Genomic DNA, 17,232 nt, shown 5'->3' on the forward strand with positions numbered 1-17,232 from the left:
TAGCGCCCGGCTCAGGGCCGCGCGGCGTAGAGCGCGTGATGCGTCAGGATGAACAAGGTCCGCTTGTCGGGGCCGCCGAAGAGGATCTGGAGCGGCCGTTCGGGAACGTCGATCCGCCCGGTCTCTTGACCGTCGGCGCCGTAAACGAACACCTGCCCGTTCGCGACATAGACCCGGCCGTCACTCGCCACCGCAACGCTCTCGCCGCCGCGATTGGCGAAGGGCTTGAGGTCGGTCAGCGTGCCGCCGGGGCCGACCGCGCCGCTATAGGTGACATTCTCCGATCCGTTGGTGACGAACAGTCGCTCGCCCGGCCGCGCGCTCACCAATCCGTTGGCGTTGAGCGCGTTGGACCAGCGCCAGCCGACATGGTCGATCGGCCCCTGCTGCCAGACGCGGAACGCCGGCAGCGCGAGGCTGCCGTCGGGCGAGACATATTCGCGCGGCTTGGCCGTCCCCACCTCGCGCGCGAACATCTCGGCGAGCGTGGTGAACTGATAAGTCTGGTGGTCGAGCTGGTCGCGGAATTCGCCATTCTGCCACCAATTGACCGGTAGCAAGGTCCGCGCCTTTCCGCGCTCGCGCACCGGCGTCGGCTTGATCACGGTCAGGTCGTCGCTCGGCCCGTCGGGATCGAACGAATAGACCGCGCCCTTCGGCCCGAGCGACGACAGCACGAGCAGGTGCCCCGAAGCGTCGACCGCGAGATTGACCGGGTCGAGCGCATGATCGCGCACGACTTCGAGCCCCTTGGCTTCGCTGAAGCGGTGGATCCGCTGGAAGCGCCGGTCGATGAAATAGAGAGCGCCCTTGGCGTCGACCGCGGCACCCGAGATCGACCAGAACCCCTCGGCGACCTTCTCGACCGGCACCGCACTCGGCGCGGGCGCGGCGACGCTGCGGTCCGCCGCGCCGATATCGAGCCTGGCGAACTCGCGCTCGCGCACCACCAGCCCTCGCGACACATCCTCGATCGCATTGTCGAACGGATATTTGCTCGCGCGCAGGAAGGTCCCGCAGCCCTCGTCGTCGCAGCTCGCATAGCCGCTCTCGGCGTTTACGTGCACGTTGCGGAAGCGGATGTCGCTCGAGTTGAACAATTTCACCGCGCTGCGTTGCGGTGCATAGCTGCGGGTCACGCGATAGCCGTGATAATTGGCGAACAGCAGGTTGCGCGAGTTGCGGATCTCGAGGCCGACCGCATTGGGCCCGTCGCCGACTTCCTGCTCGGTCTGCGGCGCGAGGAACTCCCAATTCTCGACATTGTCGAGGACGAACTCGTTGCGGGCGTGATGCTCTACCGACATCTCGTAGACATGGCCGGGGGTGCGCGTGTTGGTCACCACGAAGCCCGCCGAGGCGAAGGTGTTGGGGCTCCACACATCGGTAAAGGTGCCGCCGCCGCCGTCGGTCACCCAGATGCTCGGATATTGGGCGTCCCAGCGCCCGTCCGAGACCGGATCGCCGCTCCGCGCCGAGAGCGTGTAGAGCGGCTTGCCGTCGGCGGTCGGCGTGCCGCCGCCGCCCATGATCTTGGCGTCCTCGACCAGGCTGTTCGCACCCGAGCGCCACAGCAAGGCCGAGGCGCGCGGATTGACGCGCCCGGTGAACAGCCCGATCCCCGAAAGGATGTTGTCGCCGCCGCGCGGGGTCTCGACGATCGGCAGCACGCTGCCAAGCCCGGCGTGACCGGGATTGTTGTCGGGGATGTAGAGCTGGGTCATCGCCGGGTGCAGCCCGATCAGCACGCTGTCGGGGCGCAGCTTGAGGCGGTCGGTGACCTTGTAGAAGCCCGCCGGGAAATAGAGCACGCGGCGGCTGTCGATCGCGCGCTGGATCGCGGCGGTATCGTCCGCAGTGCCGTCGCCAACCACGCCGAGGCTGCGGACATCGACCCATTCCGCCATCCGTGGCAGTGCGCGGATCGCCGGCGCGCGGCGCTTGGGCATTCGCGCCAAAGGCCGGACATCCGCCTCGGTGGCATACTTCCCCATCTGGCCGAGCTCGGGGACCGCGAGGCCATAGGAGAAGGACGCGACCTTGTACGCCTTGCCCTTGCCGTCGATCGTCCGCCCACTATCGCGGAACCGTGCGAACACCGGGCTGTCGACCGCGAGCGCGTTCTCGAAGCCGATCTGAGTGAAGACATTGTTCTCGTTCGAGATCACCACGCCCGCGCGGCTGACCTTCTCGAAGCGCACGTCCTTGCCCCACAGCGAGTCGCCATAGCCGCGGTCGATCTCGATCCCGACCGGGGTGTTGCGGATCGCAACATTGACCAGGGTCAGGTCGACCTCATGCTCGCGGATCGCCGCGTCGCTCTGCCCGTCGAAGGTCGAATCGATCAGGGTGAACTGCCAGGCCGGCGAGGTCTTCTCGGTGACGATGCCGTAGCGTCCGCCCTTGAAGTGGACATTCTCAATGACGTTGCCCGCCTGGTACACGCCGGCAAAAGCCGAGCCGAGGCGGAACTCCATGTCGGCGAGGAAGGCGTGCTGGGCCATGCGGAAGCGCACGCCCGCCGCCGCCGGATTGCCTTCGCCGATCTCGATGTCGATGTTGCGAATCGACGAATAGAAGGTCCCCGAATTGGCATCGCGGACGACCTTGTCGCGCGGCACGATCGTCGGGACCGGCACCGGCACCTGGCCGACCTGATATTGGTCGTCGCCGCCGAACACGATCATCGTCGAGACGCCCTGCTGGAAGCCGGGCGTGCCGGCGCCGAGCAGGATCACCGGCCGGGTCCGCCCGACGCCATAGACCCGCACCCCCGCGGGCACGACCAGCGTCCGGGTGATGCGGTATCGGCCCGAGGGCAGGAAGACCAGGCCGTGGCCGGTCTTGCCGCGCGCGCGGTCGAACGCCTGCTGGAGCGCTTCGCTGTCGTCGGCCCGGCCGTCGCCCGCCGCCTTGACCGTCACGGCGCCGGGCTCGGCCGGCGCGGTCGGGAACACCGAGACGCCCTGCGCCTGGGCCAGTGCCGGAGCGGTCAGCGCGGTCGCCGCGACCAGCCCTGCCAGAACGCCGCGCATCTGCATCGCACTCTCCCTCGTGACCTGTCAGGACTGGCTAGCCCGCCCCCCGAAGCGTGGCACGTGCGACCAAGGTCGTAGTTTCCAGCCGCGCGAGGCCGATCCAGAAAGCGCGGTAGTCCCCGGGACCGGCCCGGTTCCCGAGGAGTCCGACGTGCCGCCGAGCATCGCCCCCGCCCTGCCCCTCGCCATCGTCGTGATGGGCGTCAGCGGCTGCGGCAAGACCACCTTGGGCAAGCTTCTCGCCGAAGCATTGGACTGCCCGTTCCTGGACGGCGACGATTTCCACGCGCCGGAGGCGGTGGCCAAGATGCGCGGCGGGCAGCCGCTCGACGATGCCGATCGCTGGCCATGGCTCGAGAGGCTCGGCGTCGCCACTGCGCAGGCGGTGTCGGAGCACGGCAGCGCGGTGACGGCCTGTTCGGCGCTGCGCCGCTGCTATCGCGATCGGCTGCGCCTCGCGATCGGTCCGGCGCTGCGCTTCGTCCTCCTCGACCCACCGCGCGAGCGCCTGCTCCAGCGGCTCACCGATCGCGGCGGCCACTTCATGCCGGCGATCCTGCTCGACAGCCAACTCGACACGCTCGAACGCCCGGTCGCCGAGGACGACGCGATTACCTTCGCCGGACAGGATTCGCCCCAGGCGCTATGCAACCACGTGCTGGCGCAATTGGCGGGTATCTCGCCGCAATCCGCCGCCAAAATGAAAAGCTGTTAGACAAGTTTGGCGACCGGCTGCGTCCAGAAACACACGGTATCCCGCGCTTTTTCTGCACGTTGACAACGCTGCCAGCGAAATATTGCTTGAAGCTGTCTAACCGATTCCATTATTGTTAGCGGTAACGAATCCTGGGGCGATCCGATGTGAGCCGGTGACGCCCTCGAAACCGGATCGCGAACAGGGAGAGGTAGAATGCATGCCGCAATGGATCTGCATGACGGTCTCGATCACGAGCGCGAGGCATCCTCGCCCCTATCGCCACCGCGCTTGACCCCGACCCAGATGGAAGTGCTGCGCTGTGTCCATTCGGGGCTGCTCAACAAGCAGATCGCGCACGAGCTCGGCATCGCCGAGGCGACGGTCAAGGTCCACATGACTGCGGTGATGCGCAAGCTCAACGTCCGCAACCGCACCCAGGCAGCGATCGCCGCGGGCAATTTCGGCTGGTCCCGGCCCGGAGGACTCTGGGCCGCATAGGCCTACCGCTTTCCGTGGTGCCGCCGCCGCAGCGGCGCTATGCAGGCGGCATGAGCCAGACGAATATCGACCGCCTCGTGGCGATCATGGCGCGGTTGCGCGATCCCGAGACCGGCTGCGAATGGGACACCGTCCAGACCTTCGCGACGATCGCACCCTATACGATCGAGGAAGCCTATGAGGTTGCCGATGCGATCGCGCAGGGCGACATGGCCGAGCTCAGGGACGAGCTCGGCGACCTGCTCCTCCAGGTCGTATTTCACAGCCGGATGGCCGAGGAAGCCGGACATTTCACGCTCCGCGACGTGATCGACTCGATCAGCGACAAGATGGAGCGCCGCCACCCGCATATCTTCCAGGGCGCGGCCGAGGGCGGTCACCATCTCTGGGAGCAGGTCAAAGCTGCCGAGCGTGGCGCCAAGGGCCATGCCAGCGCGCTCGACGGCGTCGCGCTCGGCCTCCCCGCCTTGCTCCGCGCCGAGAAGCTCCAGAAGCGCGCCGCACGCACCGGCTTCGACTGGCCCGACGCCAGCGGCGCGCGCGCCAAGATCGATGAGGAGCTCGCCGAAGTCGAGGCCGCCGAGACGCCGGCCGAGGTCGAGGAGGAGATCGGCGACCTGCTGTTCGCGGTGGTCAATTGGGCCCGCAAGCACGGCGTCGATCCCGAAGCGGCGCTGCGCGCCGGCAATGCCAAGTTCGAACGCCGCTTCAAGGCGATGGAGGCCGAAGCTGCCGGCGGATTCTCAAATCTAACGCTGGAGAAGCAGGAACAGCTTTGGCAAAAGGTGAAACGTTAGAAGGCCTGTCGGAGAGCGATTCCGTGTTCAGAGCTTGTTACGTCGATCGCAATTCCATTTTACGCCGGCGCTTTTTTTTAGTGCCGCAAGCATCTTCTTGATCGTCTTGTCCGGAGCGGCGGCGGTATATTCCGCCTTCGCAAAAGGGCTGGGAGCGGATGCAGCAGCATGGGTTCAAGCAGCTGGCTCGATAGCCGCTATTTCCGGCGCGGTTTGGCTTTGGATAGCAGAAAAGAAAGAAGCTCGCCGCTCTCGACGATTGAACCGCGAAGAAGCAGCCTGGAGCGTTAGATACTCTATTGTTCAGGCGCAGCATGAGGTTAATACAGTACTGGGAAGCCTGATTCATCCGTCGGTCTGGAGTGAGATAAAGCCAACAAGAGACTGGCATCTGCAGCTTCAAAATGCAAAAGTTGTATTAAAACGACATGTCGATAGCTCGGACTTTTTTACGCCTGCCTTGATACATTTTGCGAGCAACGCGATATTGCTCTTAGATCATTTTGAGGAAGATTTGTTAGAAACTTGGAAATGCGCAGAGCCGAATAAGGCTATCGTCGCGGATGACATTCCTCATCTTATAAGATACGTTTATCGGTTCGGGGACATTGTCGAGACGTTTGACTCAGTTCTGACGGGGGTTTCTGAAGCTCTCAACAGAGGCGATGATTATTTGCCTCTAAGTGAGTTTGTCGCTTGGAGTGCCGAACCCACGAGACAGCCGTAATCGATCTTAGAGTCAGGACACTAACTTCGCGTGAGAAACCGCTCGTAATCCCCAGGCGCCATCCGGACCTCGTACAGCGCCTGTTCGTCCTCGATCCGCTGCTCGACCACTTCGCCATGCTGGTGGAGCCACGCCGCGCCCGCGCCGTCGCCCGCGGGCAGCGTGATCGTATAGCGCCGATGCCCCGCGGTCAGTCGCGCGGCGACCGTGTTGACCAGCGTGTCGACGCCCTCGCCGGTCCATGCCGAGATCGGCATCACGTCCTCGCGCCTGGCGGCATCCTCGAGCAGTTGCGCGCGGCGCTCGGCGTCGAGCAAATCGAGCTTGTTCCAGGCCTCAAAGCGCGGCGTCGCCTCGGCCACGCCGATCTCGCTCAGCACTTTCTCGACGTCGGCGCGCTGCGCCTCGCTGTCGGGGTGCGCGACGTCGCGGACATGGATGAGCAGGTCGGCCGACACCACCTCTTCCAGAGTCGCCTTGAACGCGGCGACCAATTGCGTCGGCAGCTCGGAGACGAACCCCACCGTGTCCGACAGGATCGCCTTGTCGATGCCCGGCAGCGAAATCTGCCGCAAAGTCGGGTCGAGCGTCGCGAAGAGCAAATTCTCCGCCATGACGTCAGCGCCGGTCAAGCGATTGAAAAGCGTCGACTTGCCGGCATTGGTGTAGCCGACCAGCGCGATCACCGGCCAGGGCGCGCGCTGGCGGCGATCGCGGTGGAGCGTGCGGGTGCGGCTGACCTGGTCGAGCTCCTTCTTGAGCCGCGCCATGCGGTCGCGGATCAAGCGCCGGTCGGCCTCGATCTGGGTCTCGCCCGGGCCGCCGAGAAAGCCGAAGCCGCCGCGCTGGCGCTCGAGATGGGTCCAGCTGCGCACCAGCCGGCCCGCCTGGTAATCGAGATGCGCGAGCTCGACCTGCAGCCGGCCCTCGGCGGTGCGGGCGCGCTCGCCGAAGATCTCGAGGATCAGGCCGGTGCGATCGATCACCTTGCAGCCCAGCGCCGTCTCGAGGTTGCGCTGCTGCACCGGGGTCAGCGCCGCGTCGAACACCGCGAGCTGGAGCTCTTCGTCGCGGACCGTCTCGGCGATGGCCTCGACCTGGCCCGAGCCGATCAAGGTCCCCGGCTTGGGCTGGCGCAGCTTGACCGCGAGCTTCTCCTCGACAACGACGCCGATCGCCGCGGCGAGGCCAGCGGTCTCTTCGAGACGCGCTTCCGCGTCGCGCGAGCTCGCGCCCATTTCGGGATAGACGACGATCGCGCGCGCGCCGCGGGCGAACTCGTCGGCGTCGCGATCAAAACCAGTGGACATGAGACCTTAATCGCCGTCGGGCGCGGAGGTTTCCTCGGCGAGGTTGAGCGGATGCGCCGGCTGGATCGTCGACACCGCGTGCTTGTAGACCAGCTGCGCCATGCCCTCGCGCTGGAGCAGCATGCAGAACAGGTCGAACGCGGCGATCTGCCCCTGGAGCATCACGCCGTTGACGAGGAACATCGTCACGTTTTCCTGCTGCTTGCGCACCGAGTTGAGGAAAATTTCCTGCAAAACCGGGTTCTTGTGCTGGAATTCTCCCGCCGCTTCGAGGAGCGTGGTGAGATCCACCGGCCCCGCCGGCATGATCGTCGAGATCGCGTGCTTGTAGATCAGCTGCGACTGGCCGTCGCGGCGGAGCAGCACCGAGAAATTGTCGAACCAGGTGACGATGCCCTGGAGCTTGACGCCCTTCACGAGGAACATCGTGACCGGCACCTTGGAGCGCCGGAGCGAGTTGAGGAACAGGTCCTGAAGCGAGGTCTGCTTCTCGGCCATGATCATGTCCTTCTATTCTTGGCGGGCTCACGTCCCGCTTCGCGCCGGTTCCCGGCGTCGGAATGCCGCACCACCCTGGTGCGGAGCGCGCATTCTATTGGTTCCGGGCGCGCGCGTCCAACCTATTCCTCGCGCGTCTCGGTGATCCCGAGCAGCTTCAATTTGCGGTGGAGCGCCGAGCGTTCCATCCCGATGAAGCTCGCGGTGCGCGATATATTGCCCGAGAAGCGGCGGATCTGGACGCGGAGATATTCGCGCTCGAAGCTCTCCCGGGCTTCCTTGAGCGGCGCGCCCATGATCGCGTTGGCGCCCGCCCCACCGCCGGCATCGCCTTGCCGGCCGAGGACCTCAGGGGGCAGCAGATCCAGGTCGATCCGCCCGATCCGGTCGCCAGGTGCCAGGATCACCGTACGCTCGACGACGTTGCGCAGCTGGCGGACATTGCCCGGCCATTCGTAGCTCTGCAGCGCGACCATCGCGTCGGGCGCGACCTCGGGCGTCGGCACGCGGCGCTCGCCGGCATAATGCGCGACGAAATGCTCGACGAGTACCGGAATGTCCTCGCGGCGCTCGGTGAGCGGCGGGATCAGCACCGGCACCACGTTGAGCCGGTAATAAAGGTCCTCGCGGAAGCGCCCCGCGGCGATCTCGGCCATCAGGTCGCGCGCGGTCGCCGAGACGACGCGGACGTCGACCTTGACGATGCGCGTGCCGCCGACGCGGCTGAAGCTCTGGTCGGTGAGCACGCGCAGGATCCGCGCCTGGGTCGCCACCGGCATGTCGGCGATCTCATCGAGGAACAAGGTGCCGCCATGTGCCTGTTCGAGCAGTCCGGGGCGGACAAGGTCGCCGCCCTCCTCGACGCCGAACAATTCCTCCTCGACGCGCTCGGGCGTCATCCGCGCCGCGCTGACGATCACGAAGGGCGCCGCGGTGCGCTGGCTCCAGCCGTGGAGCAGCCGTGCGGCGACTTCCTTGCCGACGCCGGCACCGCCGCTGATCAGCACGCGGCTGCCCGTCGAGGCGACGCGCTTGAGCGTCGCGCGCACCGTGTTGATCGCCGCCGAATTGCCGGTCAGGTCGTTCTCGCGGCCGACCGAGGCGCGCAGCGACACCACTTCCTGGCGCAGCCGCTCGGTCTCGGTGGCGCGCTCGACGAGGAGCAGCAGCCGCTCGGCCTCGAAAGGCTTCTCGATGAAGTCCGAAGCGCCGCGGCGGATCGCCGCCACCGCAGTGTCGATATTGCCGTGCCCCGAGATCACCAGCACCGGAATCGACGGATCGCGCCGCTTGATCTCGTCGAGCAGTTCGAGCCCGTCGAGCCGCGAGCCCTGCAGCCACACGTCGAGCAGCACCAGGCTCGGCCGGCGCTCGGCGATCGCCTCGAGCGTCGCGTCGCTGTCAGCGGCCGAGCGCGTGGCATAGCCTTCGTCCTCCAGCACGCCCGCGACCAACTCGCGGATGTCGCGTTCGTCATCGACGACGAGGATATCGAGGCTCATGAAGGTTTTCCGCTTCTGGTAAGTGCCGGGGCCTTGGGCTCGGCCGGTTCGGCATCGTTGTTCTGCTGCGCCAGGCGCTCGAGCGCCTCGGTGTCGAACGCAATCGTGACGACGGTGCCGCCGCCTGCGCGATCGCTGAACGCGATCGTGCCGCAATGCTCCTCGACGATCTTCTTGACGATCGCGAGGCCCAGCCCGGTGCCGCGGCTGCGCGTCGTCATATAAGGTTCGACGATGCGGTCGCGCTCGACCGGGAGGCCGACGCCATTGTCCGCGACGGTCAGCACGACGCGCTGGTCGTTCTCGGCGACGATCGCGAGCGCGATCTCGCCTTGCGGCAGCGCGGCGCCCTCTCCCCGCGCCTCGATCGCCTCGACCGCGTTCTTGATCACGTTGGTGAGCGCCTGCCCCATCTGGCGCCGGTCGCAGACCAGGCTGGGCGGTTCGTCGGGCGAGTCGAGGTCGAAGCGGATCGCCGGATGCGCGACCTCGTGGAGGAACAGCGACTGACGGGTGATGTCGAGCAGCGATTCACGGCGGAACAGCGGCTTGGGCATCCGTGCGAACGACGAGAATTCGTCGACCATCCGCCGCAGGTCGCCGACCTGGCGGACGATCGTGTCGGTCAATTGGCTGAACACCCCCTCCCCGCCTTCGATTTGCTTGCCGTAGCGGCGCTGGAGCCGCTCGGCGGCGAGCTGGATCGGCGTCAGCGGGTTCTTGATCTCGTGCGCGATGCGGCGCGCAACGTCCGACCAGGCGGCGCGGCGCTGGTCGAGCAATTGCTGGGTAATGTCGTCGAAGGTGAGCACCTGCCCGACTTCGTCCGAGGTGATCTTCACCGCCAGCGTGCGCGCCTCGCCGCCGACGGTGACCTGCGCGACGGCCTCGCGTTCGGCGCCATCGAGCAGGGCGTCGAGCTCGGGGGCAATCCCGATGAGCGGCTTGCCGACGAACTCCTCCTCGCTCCGCCGGAGCAGCGCCAGCGCCGAGGCGTTGACCAAGCGGATGACCCGATCGGCCCCGATCGAGATAACGCCCGCCGAGACGCCCGACATCACCGCCTCGATCAGCGCGCGGCGGCTTTCGAGTTGGGCATTGGCGGTGACGAGTGCCGTGTTCTGCAGTTCGAGCTGTGCCGTCATCCGATTAAAGGCGTCGCCGAGTGTGCCGATCTCGTCCTCATGCTTTGGCGCGGCGACTCTTGCACCCAGATCGCCATCCGCGACCCGTCGCGCCGCAGTTACCAACTCGTCGATGGGACGCACGAGACGATCAGCCACCGCGAGAGCGATCGCCGTCGCGATCCCGACAATCAGGAGAGCAACGCCGAACAGCACCGCGTTGAACTGGATCTGAAGCGAGCGCGCGCGCTTCTGCAGCGTCTCATATTCGGCGATGATGCCGGCGGCCGCCTGACTCTGCCGGTTGAGAAAATCGACGTTGTTCGGCGTGGCGACGTAGAGAAAGAGGTTCTGCGCCCGGTTTACCGGCGTCACCACCCACAACATGTTGGGATCATAGTTCGTCGCGCTGTCCTGATTGCGCAACTGATTGAGAACCTGCGCCGAAACGCGCGCCGTGAAGACCGCGGGCTCGGGTGCTTCATACGCATAAAGTGCCTCAACGGTCTTGCCGTCGACGACCCGGAACAGAACCGACTGGTACAGGCTACGCAGATAGGTCTGCTCGAGGAAGCGAAGCTGGAAGTCAGAAGATTCTTCGGGGATCTGAGGATATTTTCTAAGCAGATCCTCCACCATGGTACGCGCCTCGCCGGTCCAACGCTGGACAATGAGGCTCTGTCCCTCTTTGGCTATCGCAACCGTGGAATTGAAGGCCTTCTGGGCGCGCTCGGAGCCCCAGAGCTGGACCCCCGACTGGAACATGATCGACGCTGCGATTACAGTGAGCACGATCGGGATCGTCGCCATCAGGCTGAACACCGCGACAAGGCGGACGTGCAGGCGGCCGCGCTCCGCCAACCCACGCTGGGCAGCACGCCGGATCGCGATCCGCCGCCCAACCAGCACGATGAGTGCGACACAGGGAAGCAAGTTAGCCAGCAGCAACAGCGCAGCGATGCCCGGGCTGAACAGCTGGCCACTCCAGAAGCGGGTGACGAAGAAAAAGGTACCTAACGGCGCCGCCAGTACCAACGCGACGACAATGATCTCCAGCGGGCGGATACGTGCGAAGCGACGTTCGCTTTCAATTGCTACGATCGCTGACTCTGTCACCGCATCCATCGTTGCCGGGATACAACGAGATTGTGGCCGAAAGAACACATAATTTTGCGTGAACCGTCGCTAATCGGTACCGTCCGACCGATCCGCGCTCATTTCGATCCCGAGCGTGTCGAGCCGCTTGCGCAAGGTATTGCGGTTGATCCCCAGCGCCCGGGCGGCGCGCAGCTGGTTGTTCTGGTGGCGGGCGAGCATCGCCTCGATCAGCGGACGCTCGACCTCGCCGATGATCCGTTCGTAGAGGCTGCCGTCGTCGAGCGCGCGCGGCTCCTCGATCGCCATGCGTTCGAGCCGGGCGCGCACCGCAGCGTCGATTCCGGGATCGCGGCTCTCCGACGGGAAGTGGCTGGCATCTCCGAGCGCGCGGCGGATCGCATCGGCGTCGATCCATTCGTCGCGGCTGAGCGCGGCGATGCGGCGCATGAGATTCTCGAGCTCGCGGACGTTGCCGGGCCAGTCATAGCCTTCGAGTACCGCCATCGCGCCCTGATCGAGCTGCTTGCGGGGCAACCCCGCCTCGGCAGCGCGATCGAGGAAATGGCGTGCGAGCAGCGGCACGTCCTGGCGGCGCTCGCGCAAGGCGGGCAGGCTCACCGGCACGACGTTGAGCCGGTAGAATAGGTCTTCGCGGAACTGCCCGCTCTGGACCAATGCGCCGAGATCCTTGTTGGTCGCCGCGACGATGCGGACGTCGGCGCGGATCGTCCGGGCGCCGCCAACCGTGGTGAATTCGCCCGACTGGAGCACACGAAGCAGCCGGGTCTGCGCGTCCATCGGCATGTCGCCGATCTCGTCGAGGAACAAGGTCCCCCCCGCCGCCTGCTCGAACTTGCCGGCGACCCGCGTCGCCGCGCCGGTAAAGGCGCCGCGTTCGTGCCCGAACAGTTCGGCTTCGATCAGGTCGCGGGGGATCGCGGCCATGTTGAGCGCGACGAACGGCGCGCGTCGGCGCGGGCCGAGCTCGTGGATCGCCTGCGCGACCAGTTCCTTGCCGGTGCCCGACTCACCCGAGACCAACACGGTCAGGTCGTTCGAGACGACCCGGGCGATCACGCGATAGACCTCCTGCATCGCCGGCGAGCGGCCGATCAGGGTCGAGCCGCCGCCAATCTCCGCCTCGGCGAGTTCGGCAGGCTGGCGCCGCCGCCGTGCGATCGCCCCGCGCACCGCCTGGGCGAGCACGTCGAGGTCGAACGGCTTGGGCAGATAGTCGAACGCGCCGACTTCGGTCGCGCGCACCGCGGTCGCCAGCGTGTTCTGCGCCGAGAAGACGATGATCGGCAGCTCGGGATGTTCGCTGGCCAGCCCGGCCGCAACGTCGAGCCCGTTGCCGTCGGGAAGCACGACGTCGGTGACCAGCACGTCCGGAACCCCGCCGGCGAGCGCGCGGCGCAGTTCGGCGATGCTCGCCGCGGTGGTCACGCGGTGCCCCTCGCGCTTGAGCGACGCTGCCACGACGGTGCGGATCGCAGCATCGTCGTCGACGATCAGGACGGTACCGGTCATGCCGCCCTCGGCAGCAGGATGCGGAACACGGTCACTTCGGGGTCGCGCTCGCGGCCATATTGAACGATCCCGCCCATGTCGCGGACCAGTTTCTCCACCAGCGGCAGGCCGAGTCCCTTGCCCTCGGGTTTGCCTGAGACGAACGGCTCGAACAGATGCTCGGCAATGTCGGCGGGGGCGCCGGGGCCATTGTCGATGACGAGGATCTCGATCGGCAGCTTGTGGCGCGGGCGCCCCGGCACCGTGCTCACCGACATGCCGTGGCGATAGGCCGTGGCGAGGGTGATGCGCGGAGCAGCAGCGTCCGCCAATGCCTCGGCGGCGTTCTTGAACAGGTTGAGCAGTACCTGCAGGAACGCGTCGGGGTCGATCAGGACGGGTGGCAGCGACGGATCGAAATGCTCCTCGATCGCCACGTCGCGCGCGAACCCGGCGAGCGCGACGCGGCGGGCATGATCGAGCAGCGGATAGATGTTGGTCGGCGCCAGCTTGAGCGGCCGCGTGTCGGTGAAGTCCTGCATCCGGTCGATCAGCGCGACGATGCGGTCGACCTCGGTGGTGATCAAGTTGGTGAGCTCGCGCTCCTCGCTGCCGCTGGCGAGCAATTGCGCGGCGCCCCGGATTCCCGAGAGCGGGTTTTTGATCTCGTGCGCGAGCATCGCCGCCGCGCCCACCGCTGCCCGCGCGCCCGCGGTACGATCGGCACCCTGCGCTACTCGGCGCGATTGCGGGGCGTGATGCAACGTGACGATCCGCCAGCCGGGCTGGTCAGCGACCGGGCTCTCGACCAAGTCGACGCGGATGCGCGGTCCGCGCACCGCTTCCACCTCGATGTCGAACGCCGCGAACCCGTGCCCGTCGCGTCGGTCGGCATAATCCTCGGGCGGGCGCAACACCGCGTCGTACGGCTGCCCGACCATCGTGCTCTCGCTATGGTTGAGCAGCAATTCGCAGGCCGAATTGGCATGCGCGATACGGCCGTCGGGATCGATCACCAGTACCGCGACGGGCAGAGCCGCGAACAATTCGCCGAAGCCTGGTCCCCTTACCGGTTCCGGCCTGGCCCGCCTCAGGCCGCCGCGCGCGAAGACCATGGCGCGTAGAATTCGGCGAGCATGTCTAGCACGACCCGGCCGTCGGCCTCTTTGTTGACCTTGTTGCGAAACTCGGCCGAGCCGTGGATGCCCTTGGTGTACCAGCCGATATGCTTGCGCATCATGTTGACGCCGACTTCGTTGCCATAATGGCTGAGGGTGTCGGCGTAATGCTCTACGATCACGCCATATTGTTCGTCGAGCGAAGGCTCGGGCCGTTCAGGTTTGCCAGTCAGCGCGTCCATCACCTGGCGCAGGATCCACGGCCGGCCATAGGCGCCGCGCCCGATCATCACGCCGTCGGCGCCGGACTGTGCCAGCGCAGCATGCGCGTCCTCGATCTCGCAAATGTCGCCATTGGCGATCACGGGGATCGACACTGCGTCCTTCACCGTCCGGATGAAGCCCCAGTCGGCGCTGCCCTTGTACATCTGGTTGCGGGTGCGGCCGTGGACGGTGATCATCTTCGCGCCGAGATCCTCGGCGATGTGCGCGAGTTCGGGGGCGTTGAGGCTCGCATGGTCCCAGCCCATCCGCATCTTGACGGTGACGGGGACGCTCACTGCCTTGGCGCAGGCCTCGATCAGCGACGCGGCAAGCTTGAGGTCGCGCATCAGCGCCGACCCCGCATCGCCGCTGGTCACTTTCCGGACCGGACAGCCCATGTTGATGTCGACGATCGCTGCACCACGATCCTCGCTGAGCTTGGCGGCCTCGGCCATCTCATGGGGGGTGCAGCCGACCAACTGCATCGACACCGGATCCTCGATCGGATCCCAGGCGAACTTCTGGAGCGACTGGCGCGTCTCGCGGATCGCCGCCTGGCTGGCGACCATTTCGGTGACGTTGAGCCCCGAGCCATAGCGCCGCACGACGCGGCGGAACGGCAAGTCGGTCACGCCGGTCATCGGCGCGAGCAGCACCGGGGCTTCGACCCGGACGGGGCCGATCTGGATGGGAGCGAGTTCGCGCATGATCTGCCTGAAAAATAGGCAGTGACGCCTAGCCGCACAACCCCGGATTGGCAAGCCGGGGCTTCCCCGCTACCCGCGCGCTGATGGGAACAACCGCCGCACTGATCGTCGCCGCCGGACAGGGCATCCGCGCTGGCAGCGCCGTGCCCAAGCAATTCGCGCCGCTCGCCGGAAAGCCGATGCTTGCGCACAGCTATGCGGCATTGTCCTCGCACCCGGCGATCGACGAGGTCGTGGTGGTGATCGCCGATGGTCAACAAGAGGCGCTCATGCGTGCTGTAGGCGATGTTCGCCACGTTCTCGGCGGCGCCAGCCGTCGCGAGTCGGTGGCGAACGGCCTCGCCGCAATCGCCGCCGACCGCGTGCTGATCCACGATGCCGCGCGGCCCTTCCTCTCGCACGCCGTGATCGACGCGCTGCTCGCGGCGCTGGATAGCCACGAGGGCGCCCTCCCTGCCCTCCCCGTCGCCGATACGCTCGCGCGTGGTGGCGAGGCACTCGGCGAGACGGTGCCGCGTGACGGGCTGGTCCGCATCCAGACCCCCCAGGCGTTCCGCATGGAGACGATCCGTGCCGCCCACGCCGCCTGGCCTGCCGACCGCGAAGCCACCGACGATGCGCAGATGGTGCGCGCGCTCGGGCACGCCGTCGCTCTCGTCCCCGGAGACTTGCAGCTGGAAAAGATCACCCACCCCGCCGACTTTGCCGCCGCCGAAGCGCGCCACGCCGCCGCGATGCGCGTCCGCACCGCGATGGGCTATGACGTCCACCGCTTCGCCGAGCGCGAGGAACTCTGGCTCGGCGGCATTCGCGTCCCGCACAGCAAGGGCCTGTCGGGCCATAGCGACGCCGATGTCGTGCTCCACGCGATCACCGACGCCCTGCTCGGCACGATCGGCGCGGGCGATATCGGCATGCATTTTCCGCCGAGCGACCCGCAATGGCGCGGCGCGGCGTCGGCGCGCTTCCTCGAGCACGCTGCCGGTCTGGTCGCCGCGCAGGGCGGGATCGTCGACTTCATCGACGTCACGATCATCTGCGAGGCGCCTAAGATCGGTCCGCACCGCGAGGCGATCCGCGCGTCGATCGCGGCCATCCTCGCGCTTCCGGAGTCGCGGGTCAGCGTCAAGGCGACCACCACCGAAAGGCTCGGCTTCACCGGCCGCGGCGAAGGCATGGCCGCGCAGGCGGTGGCAACGATCCGCATCAAGGAGACGGCAGAATGAAGACCCGGATGGCAGCGGCGGCGTGGCTCGCACTGTCGGCGACCAGCGCGCATGCGGCGGCCGACACCGCCCAGAAGCCGTGCCTCACTTCGCAGGAAGCCCAGGCGCTGGTGACGGTGCTTGCCCCGCCGGCGATCCAGGGCTTCACCCGCGCGTGCAGCGGCGCGCTTCCGGCCAACGCCTATCTGACGGTCAATTCCGACAGGCTGGTCAAGCGCTACCAGGCCGCGGCGGTCCTCGCCAAGCCGGCGGCGGCGTCCGCGGTCGGCAAGATCGGCGGCATGGGCACGACCGCCACGCCGGAAGTGTTCGACGCCTTTTCCGGCATGCTCGTCGCCGAACTGGTCTCGAAGGACATCAAGCCCGATGTCTGCCTGAAGGTCGACCGCATGGCGGCGCTGCTGGATCCGCTGCCGCCGGCCAATCTCGCGGGAATCGTGGCGGCGATCTTCGAATTCGCCGCGGAGGACAAGAAAAAGGCGCCGCCATTCGCGATCTGCAAGGCATGATCGGGTTCGCCACGGTCCATCGTTCCAGACTCGCTACTGAAACCTTGTGGTGGCAGAGACCCTAGGGATGGATACGATTCTCCCTGCCAAACTGGTCGACGCCGCCCGCCGGGTGCTCGAGGCCAACCGCGCCGCCGGGCGCAAGATCGCCGTGGCGGAAAGCTGCACCGGTGGGCTGGTCAGCGCCGCGCTGACCGAGATCCCCGGCTCGTCCGATGTGTTCGAGGCGGGGTTCGTCACTTATTCGAACGAAGCCAAGACCGAGGTGCTCAAGGTCAGCAGCGACGTGCTCGAGACCTTCGGCTCGGTGTCGATCGCAGTGGCGTGGAGCATGGCGCAGGGCGCGCTCAAGCGCAGCACCGCCGATGTCGCGGTGGCGATCACCGGGATCGCCGGCCCCGATGGCGGCAGCGAGAAGAAGCCGGTGGGCACCGTGGTGTTCGCCCAGGCCGAGCGCGGTGCCGATCCGCAGCATATCGTCGCCGATGCGCGCCATTTCGAGGACACCGGCCGCGCCGGCGTGCGGCTTCAAGCGGCGCTCTGCGCGCTCGAACTGCTGATGCCGGGCGAGCCCGCGGCTGCGGACGAAACCGCCGGCTGAGGATCGACG

Annotated in this window: 15 protein-coding genes; 7 read left to right on the forward strand and 8 right to left on the reverse strand. The window is 66.8% G+C overall.

What is annotated here, in order from left to right; all coding sequences use genetic code 11:
- Positions 1 to 11 precede the first annotated feature (11 nt).
- Positions 12 to 3,041: a glycosyl hydrolase family 28-related protein gene (locus AC3WJI_RS11970; RefSeq protein WP_492757498.1), complete on the reverse strand. Its 3,030-nt coding sequence runs from the start codon at positions 3,039 to 3,041 to the stop codon at positions 12 to 14.
- Between the two features lie 148 nt (positions 3,042 to 3,189).
- Between AC3WJI_RS11970 and AC3WJI_RS11975 the strand changes: the two genes are divergently transcribed.
- From AC3WJI_RS11975 to AC3WJI_RS11990, 4 genes are all read left to right on the forward strand, one after another.
- The gene (locus tag AC3WJI_RS11975) at positions 3,190 to 3,753 is read left to right on the forward strand and encodes a gluconokinase (protein WP_492757499.1); all 564 of its coding nucleotides are present in this window, start codon (positions 3,190 to 3,192) and stop codon (positions 3,751 to 3,753) included.
- Between the two features lie 207 nt (positions 3,754 to 3,960).
- Complete coding sequence (locus AC3WJI_RS11980) at positions 3,961 to 4,233, forward strand: helix-turn-helix domain-containing protein (RefSeq protein ID WP_492757529.1); 273 nt, start codon at positions 3,961 to 3,963, stop codon at positions 4,231 to 4,233.
- A 50-nt stretch (positions 4,234 to 4,283) separates the two neighbouring features.
- Positions 4,284 to 5,030: a nucleoside triphosphate pyrophosphohydrolase gene (gene mazG / locus AC3WJI_RS11985; RefSeq protein WP_492757500.1), complete on the forward strand. Its 747-nt coding sequence runs from the start codon at positions 4,284 to 4,286 to the stop codon at positions 5,028 to 5,030.
- Positions 5,031 to 5,127: 97 nt separating this feature from the next.
- Positions 5,128 to 5,757: a hypothetical protein gene (locus AC3WJI_RS11990; protein WP_492757501.1), complete on the forward strand. Its 630-nt coding sequence runs from the start codon at positions 5,128 to 5,130 to the stop codon at positions 5,755 to 5,757.
- A gap of 20 nt (positions 5,758 to 5,777) precedes the next feature.
- Here AC3WJI_RS11990 and hflX read toward each other — a convergent pair whose 3' ends face one another.
- The 7 genes from hflX to dusB all read right to left on the reverse strand — a co-directional run bounded on the left by hflX (position 5,778) and on the right by dusB (position 14,887).
- Positions 5,778 to 7,067, reverse strand: a complete 1,290-nt coding sequence (gene hflX / locus AC3WJI_RS11995) for a GTPase HflX (RefSeq protein ID WP_492757502.1) — start codon at positions 7,065 to 7,067, stop codon at positions 5,778 to 5,780.
- Positions 7,068 to 7,073: 6 nt separating this feature from the next.
- Positions 7,074 to 7,565: an RNA chaperone Hfq gene (gene hfq, locus AC3WJI_RS12000; protein ID WP_492757503.1), complete on the reverse strand. Its 492-nt coding sequence runs from the start codon at positions 7,563 to 7,565 to the stop codon at positions 7,074 to 7,076.
- 122 nt (positions 7,566 to 7,687) lie between these two features.
- Entirely contained in the window at positions 7,688 to 9,067 is a 1,380-nt protein-coding gene (gene ntrX, locus AC3WJI_RS12005; RefSeq protein ID WP_492757504.1) for a nitrogen assimilation response regulator NtrX, read from the reverse strand.
- Positions 9,064 to 11,316, reverse strand: coding sequence for a sensor histidine kinase NtrY-like (locus AC3WJI_RS12010; RefSeq protein ID WP_492757505.1), 2,253 nt, complete (start codon positions 11,314 to 11,316; stop codon positions 9,064 to 9,066). Before AC3WJI_RS12010 ends, ntrX begins: the two co-directional genes overlap by 4 nt.
- A 60-nt stretch (positions 11,317 to 11,376) precedes the next feature.
- Positions 11,377 to 12,819, reverse strand: a complete 1,443-nt coding sequence (gene ntrC / locus AC3WJI_RS12015; RefSeq protein WP_492757506.1) for a nitrogen regulation protein NR(I) — start codon at positions 12,817 to 12,819, stop codon at positions 11,377 to 11,379.
- A complete protein-coding gene (locus tag AC3WJI_RS12020) occupies positions 12,816 to 13,913 on the reverse strand; it encodes a two-component system sensor histidine kinase NtrB (protein ID WP_492757507.1) in 1,098 nt (365 codons plus the stop codon). The genes ntrC and AC3WJI_RS12020 overlap by 4 nt, the downstream gene beginning before the upstream one ends.
- Positions 13,889 to 14,887 carry a tRNA dihydrouridine synthase DusB gene (gene dusB, locus AC3WJI_RS12025; RefSeq protein ID WP_492757508.1) on the reverse strand — a complete coding sequence of 333 codons (999 nt, stop codon included), beginning with the start codon at positions 14,885 to 14,887 and terminating at the stop codon, positions 13,889 to 13,891. The genes AC3WJI_RS12020 and dusB overlap by 25 nt, the downstream gene beginning before the upstream one ends.
- An 83-nt stretch (positions 14,888 to 14,970) precedes the next feature.
- On the opposite strand from dusB, the gene AC3WJI_RS12030 reads away from it, so the two are divergent.
- The 3 genes from AC3WJI_RS12030 (at position 14,971) to AC3WJI_RS12040 (ending at position 17,223) form a co-directional block, all read left to right on the forward strand.
- A complete protein-coding gene (locus AC3WJI_RS12030) occupies positions 14,971 to 16,113 on the forward strand; it encodes a bifunctional 2-C-methyl-D-erythritol 4-phosphate cytidylyltransferase/2-C-methyl-D-erythritol 2,4-cyclodiphosphate synthase (protein ID WP_492757509.1) in 1,143 nt (380 codons plus the stop codon).
- Positions 16,110 to 16,622 (forward strand): hypothetical protein, encoded by a 513-nt coding sequence (locus AC3WJI_RS12035; RefSeq protein ID WP_492757510.1) that lies wholly within the window; start codon positions 16,110 to 16,112, stop codon positions 16,620 to 16,622. Before AC3WJI_RS12030 ends, AC3WJI_RS12035 begins: the two co-directional genes overlap by 4 nt.
- 67 nt (positions 16,623 to 16,689) lie before the next feature.
- Positions 16,690 to 17,223: a CinA family protein gene (locus AC3WJI_RS12040; RefSeq protein ID WP_492757511.1), complete on the forward strand. Its 534-nt coding sequence runs from the start codon at positions 16,690 to 16,692 to the stop codon at positions 17,221 to 17,223.
- Positions 17,224 to 17,232 lie beyond the last annotated feature (9 nt).

The organism is Sphingomonas sp. FW306-1B-B10E (genome assembly GCF_058782005.1).

Excerpts from the sequence above, each read along its gene's own strand:
- AC3WJI_RS11970 (WP_492757498.1), bottom strand. The coding sequence starts at position 3,041 with ATGCAGATGCGCGGCGTTCTGGCAGGGCTGGTCGCGGCGACCGCGCTG.
- AC3WJI_RS11980 (WP_492757529.1), top strand. The coding sequence starts at position 3,961 with ATGGATCTGCATGACGGTCTCGATCACGAGCGCGAGGCATCCTCGCCC.
- mazG (WP_492757500.1), top strand. The coding sequence starts at position 4,284 with ATGAGCCAGACGAATATCGACCGCCTCGTGGCGATCATGGCGCGGTTG.
- hflX (WP_492757502.1), bottom strand. The coding sequence starts at position 7,067 with ATGTCCACTGGTTTTGATCGCGACGCCGACGAGTTCGCCCGCGGCGCG.
- hfq (WP_492757503.1), bottom strand. The coding sequence starts at position 7,565 with ATGGCCGAGAAGCAGACCTCGCTTCAGGACCTGTTCCTCAACTCGCTC.
- ntrX (WP_492757504.1), bottom strand. The coding sequence starts at position 9,067 with ATGAGCCTCGATATCCTCGTCGTCGATGACGAACGCGACATCCGCGAG.
- AC3WJI_RS12010 (WP_492757505.1), bottom strand. The coding sequence starts at position 11,316 with ATGGATGCGGTGACAGAGTCAGCGATCGTAGCAATTGAAAGCGAACGT.
- ntrC (WP_492757506.1), bottom strand. The coding sequence starts at position 12,819 with ATGACCGGTACCGTCCTGATCGTCGACGACGATGCTGCGATCCGCACC.
- AC3WJI_RS12020 (WP_492757507.1), bottom strand. The coding sequence starts at position 13,913 with ATGGTCTTCGCGCGCGGCGGCCTGAGGCGGGCCAGGCCGGAACCGGTA.
- dusB (WP_492757508.1), bottom strand. The coding sequence starts at position 14,887 with ATGCGCGAACTCGCTCCCATCCAGATCGGCCCCGTCCGGGTCGAAGCC.
- AC3WJI_RS12030 (WP_492757509.1), top strand. The coding sequence starts at position 14,971 with ATGGGAACAACCGCCGCACTGATCGTCGCCGCCGGACAGGGCATCCGC.
- AC3WJI_RS12035 (WP_492757510.1), top strand. The coding sequence starts at position 16,110 with ATGAAGACCCGGATGGCAGCGGCGGCGTGGCTCGCACTGTCGGCGACC.
- AC3WJI_RS12040 (WP_492757511.1), top strand. The coding sequence starts at position 16,690 with ATGGATACGATTCTCCCTGCCAAACTGGTCGACGCCGCCCGCCGGGTG.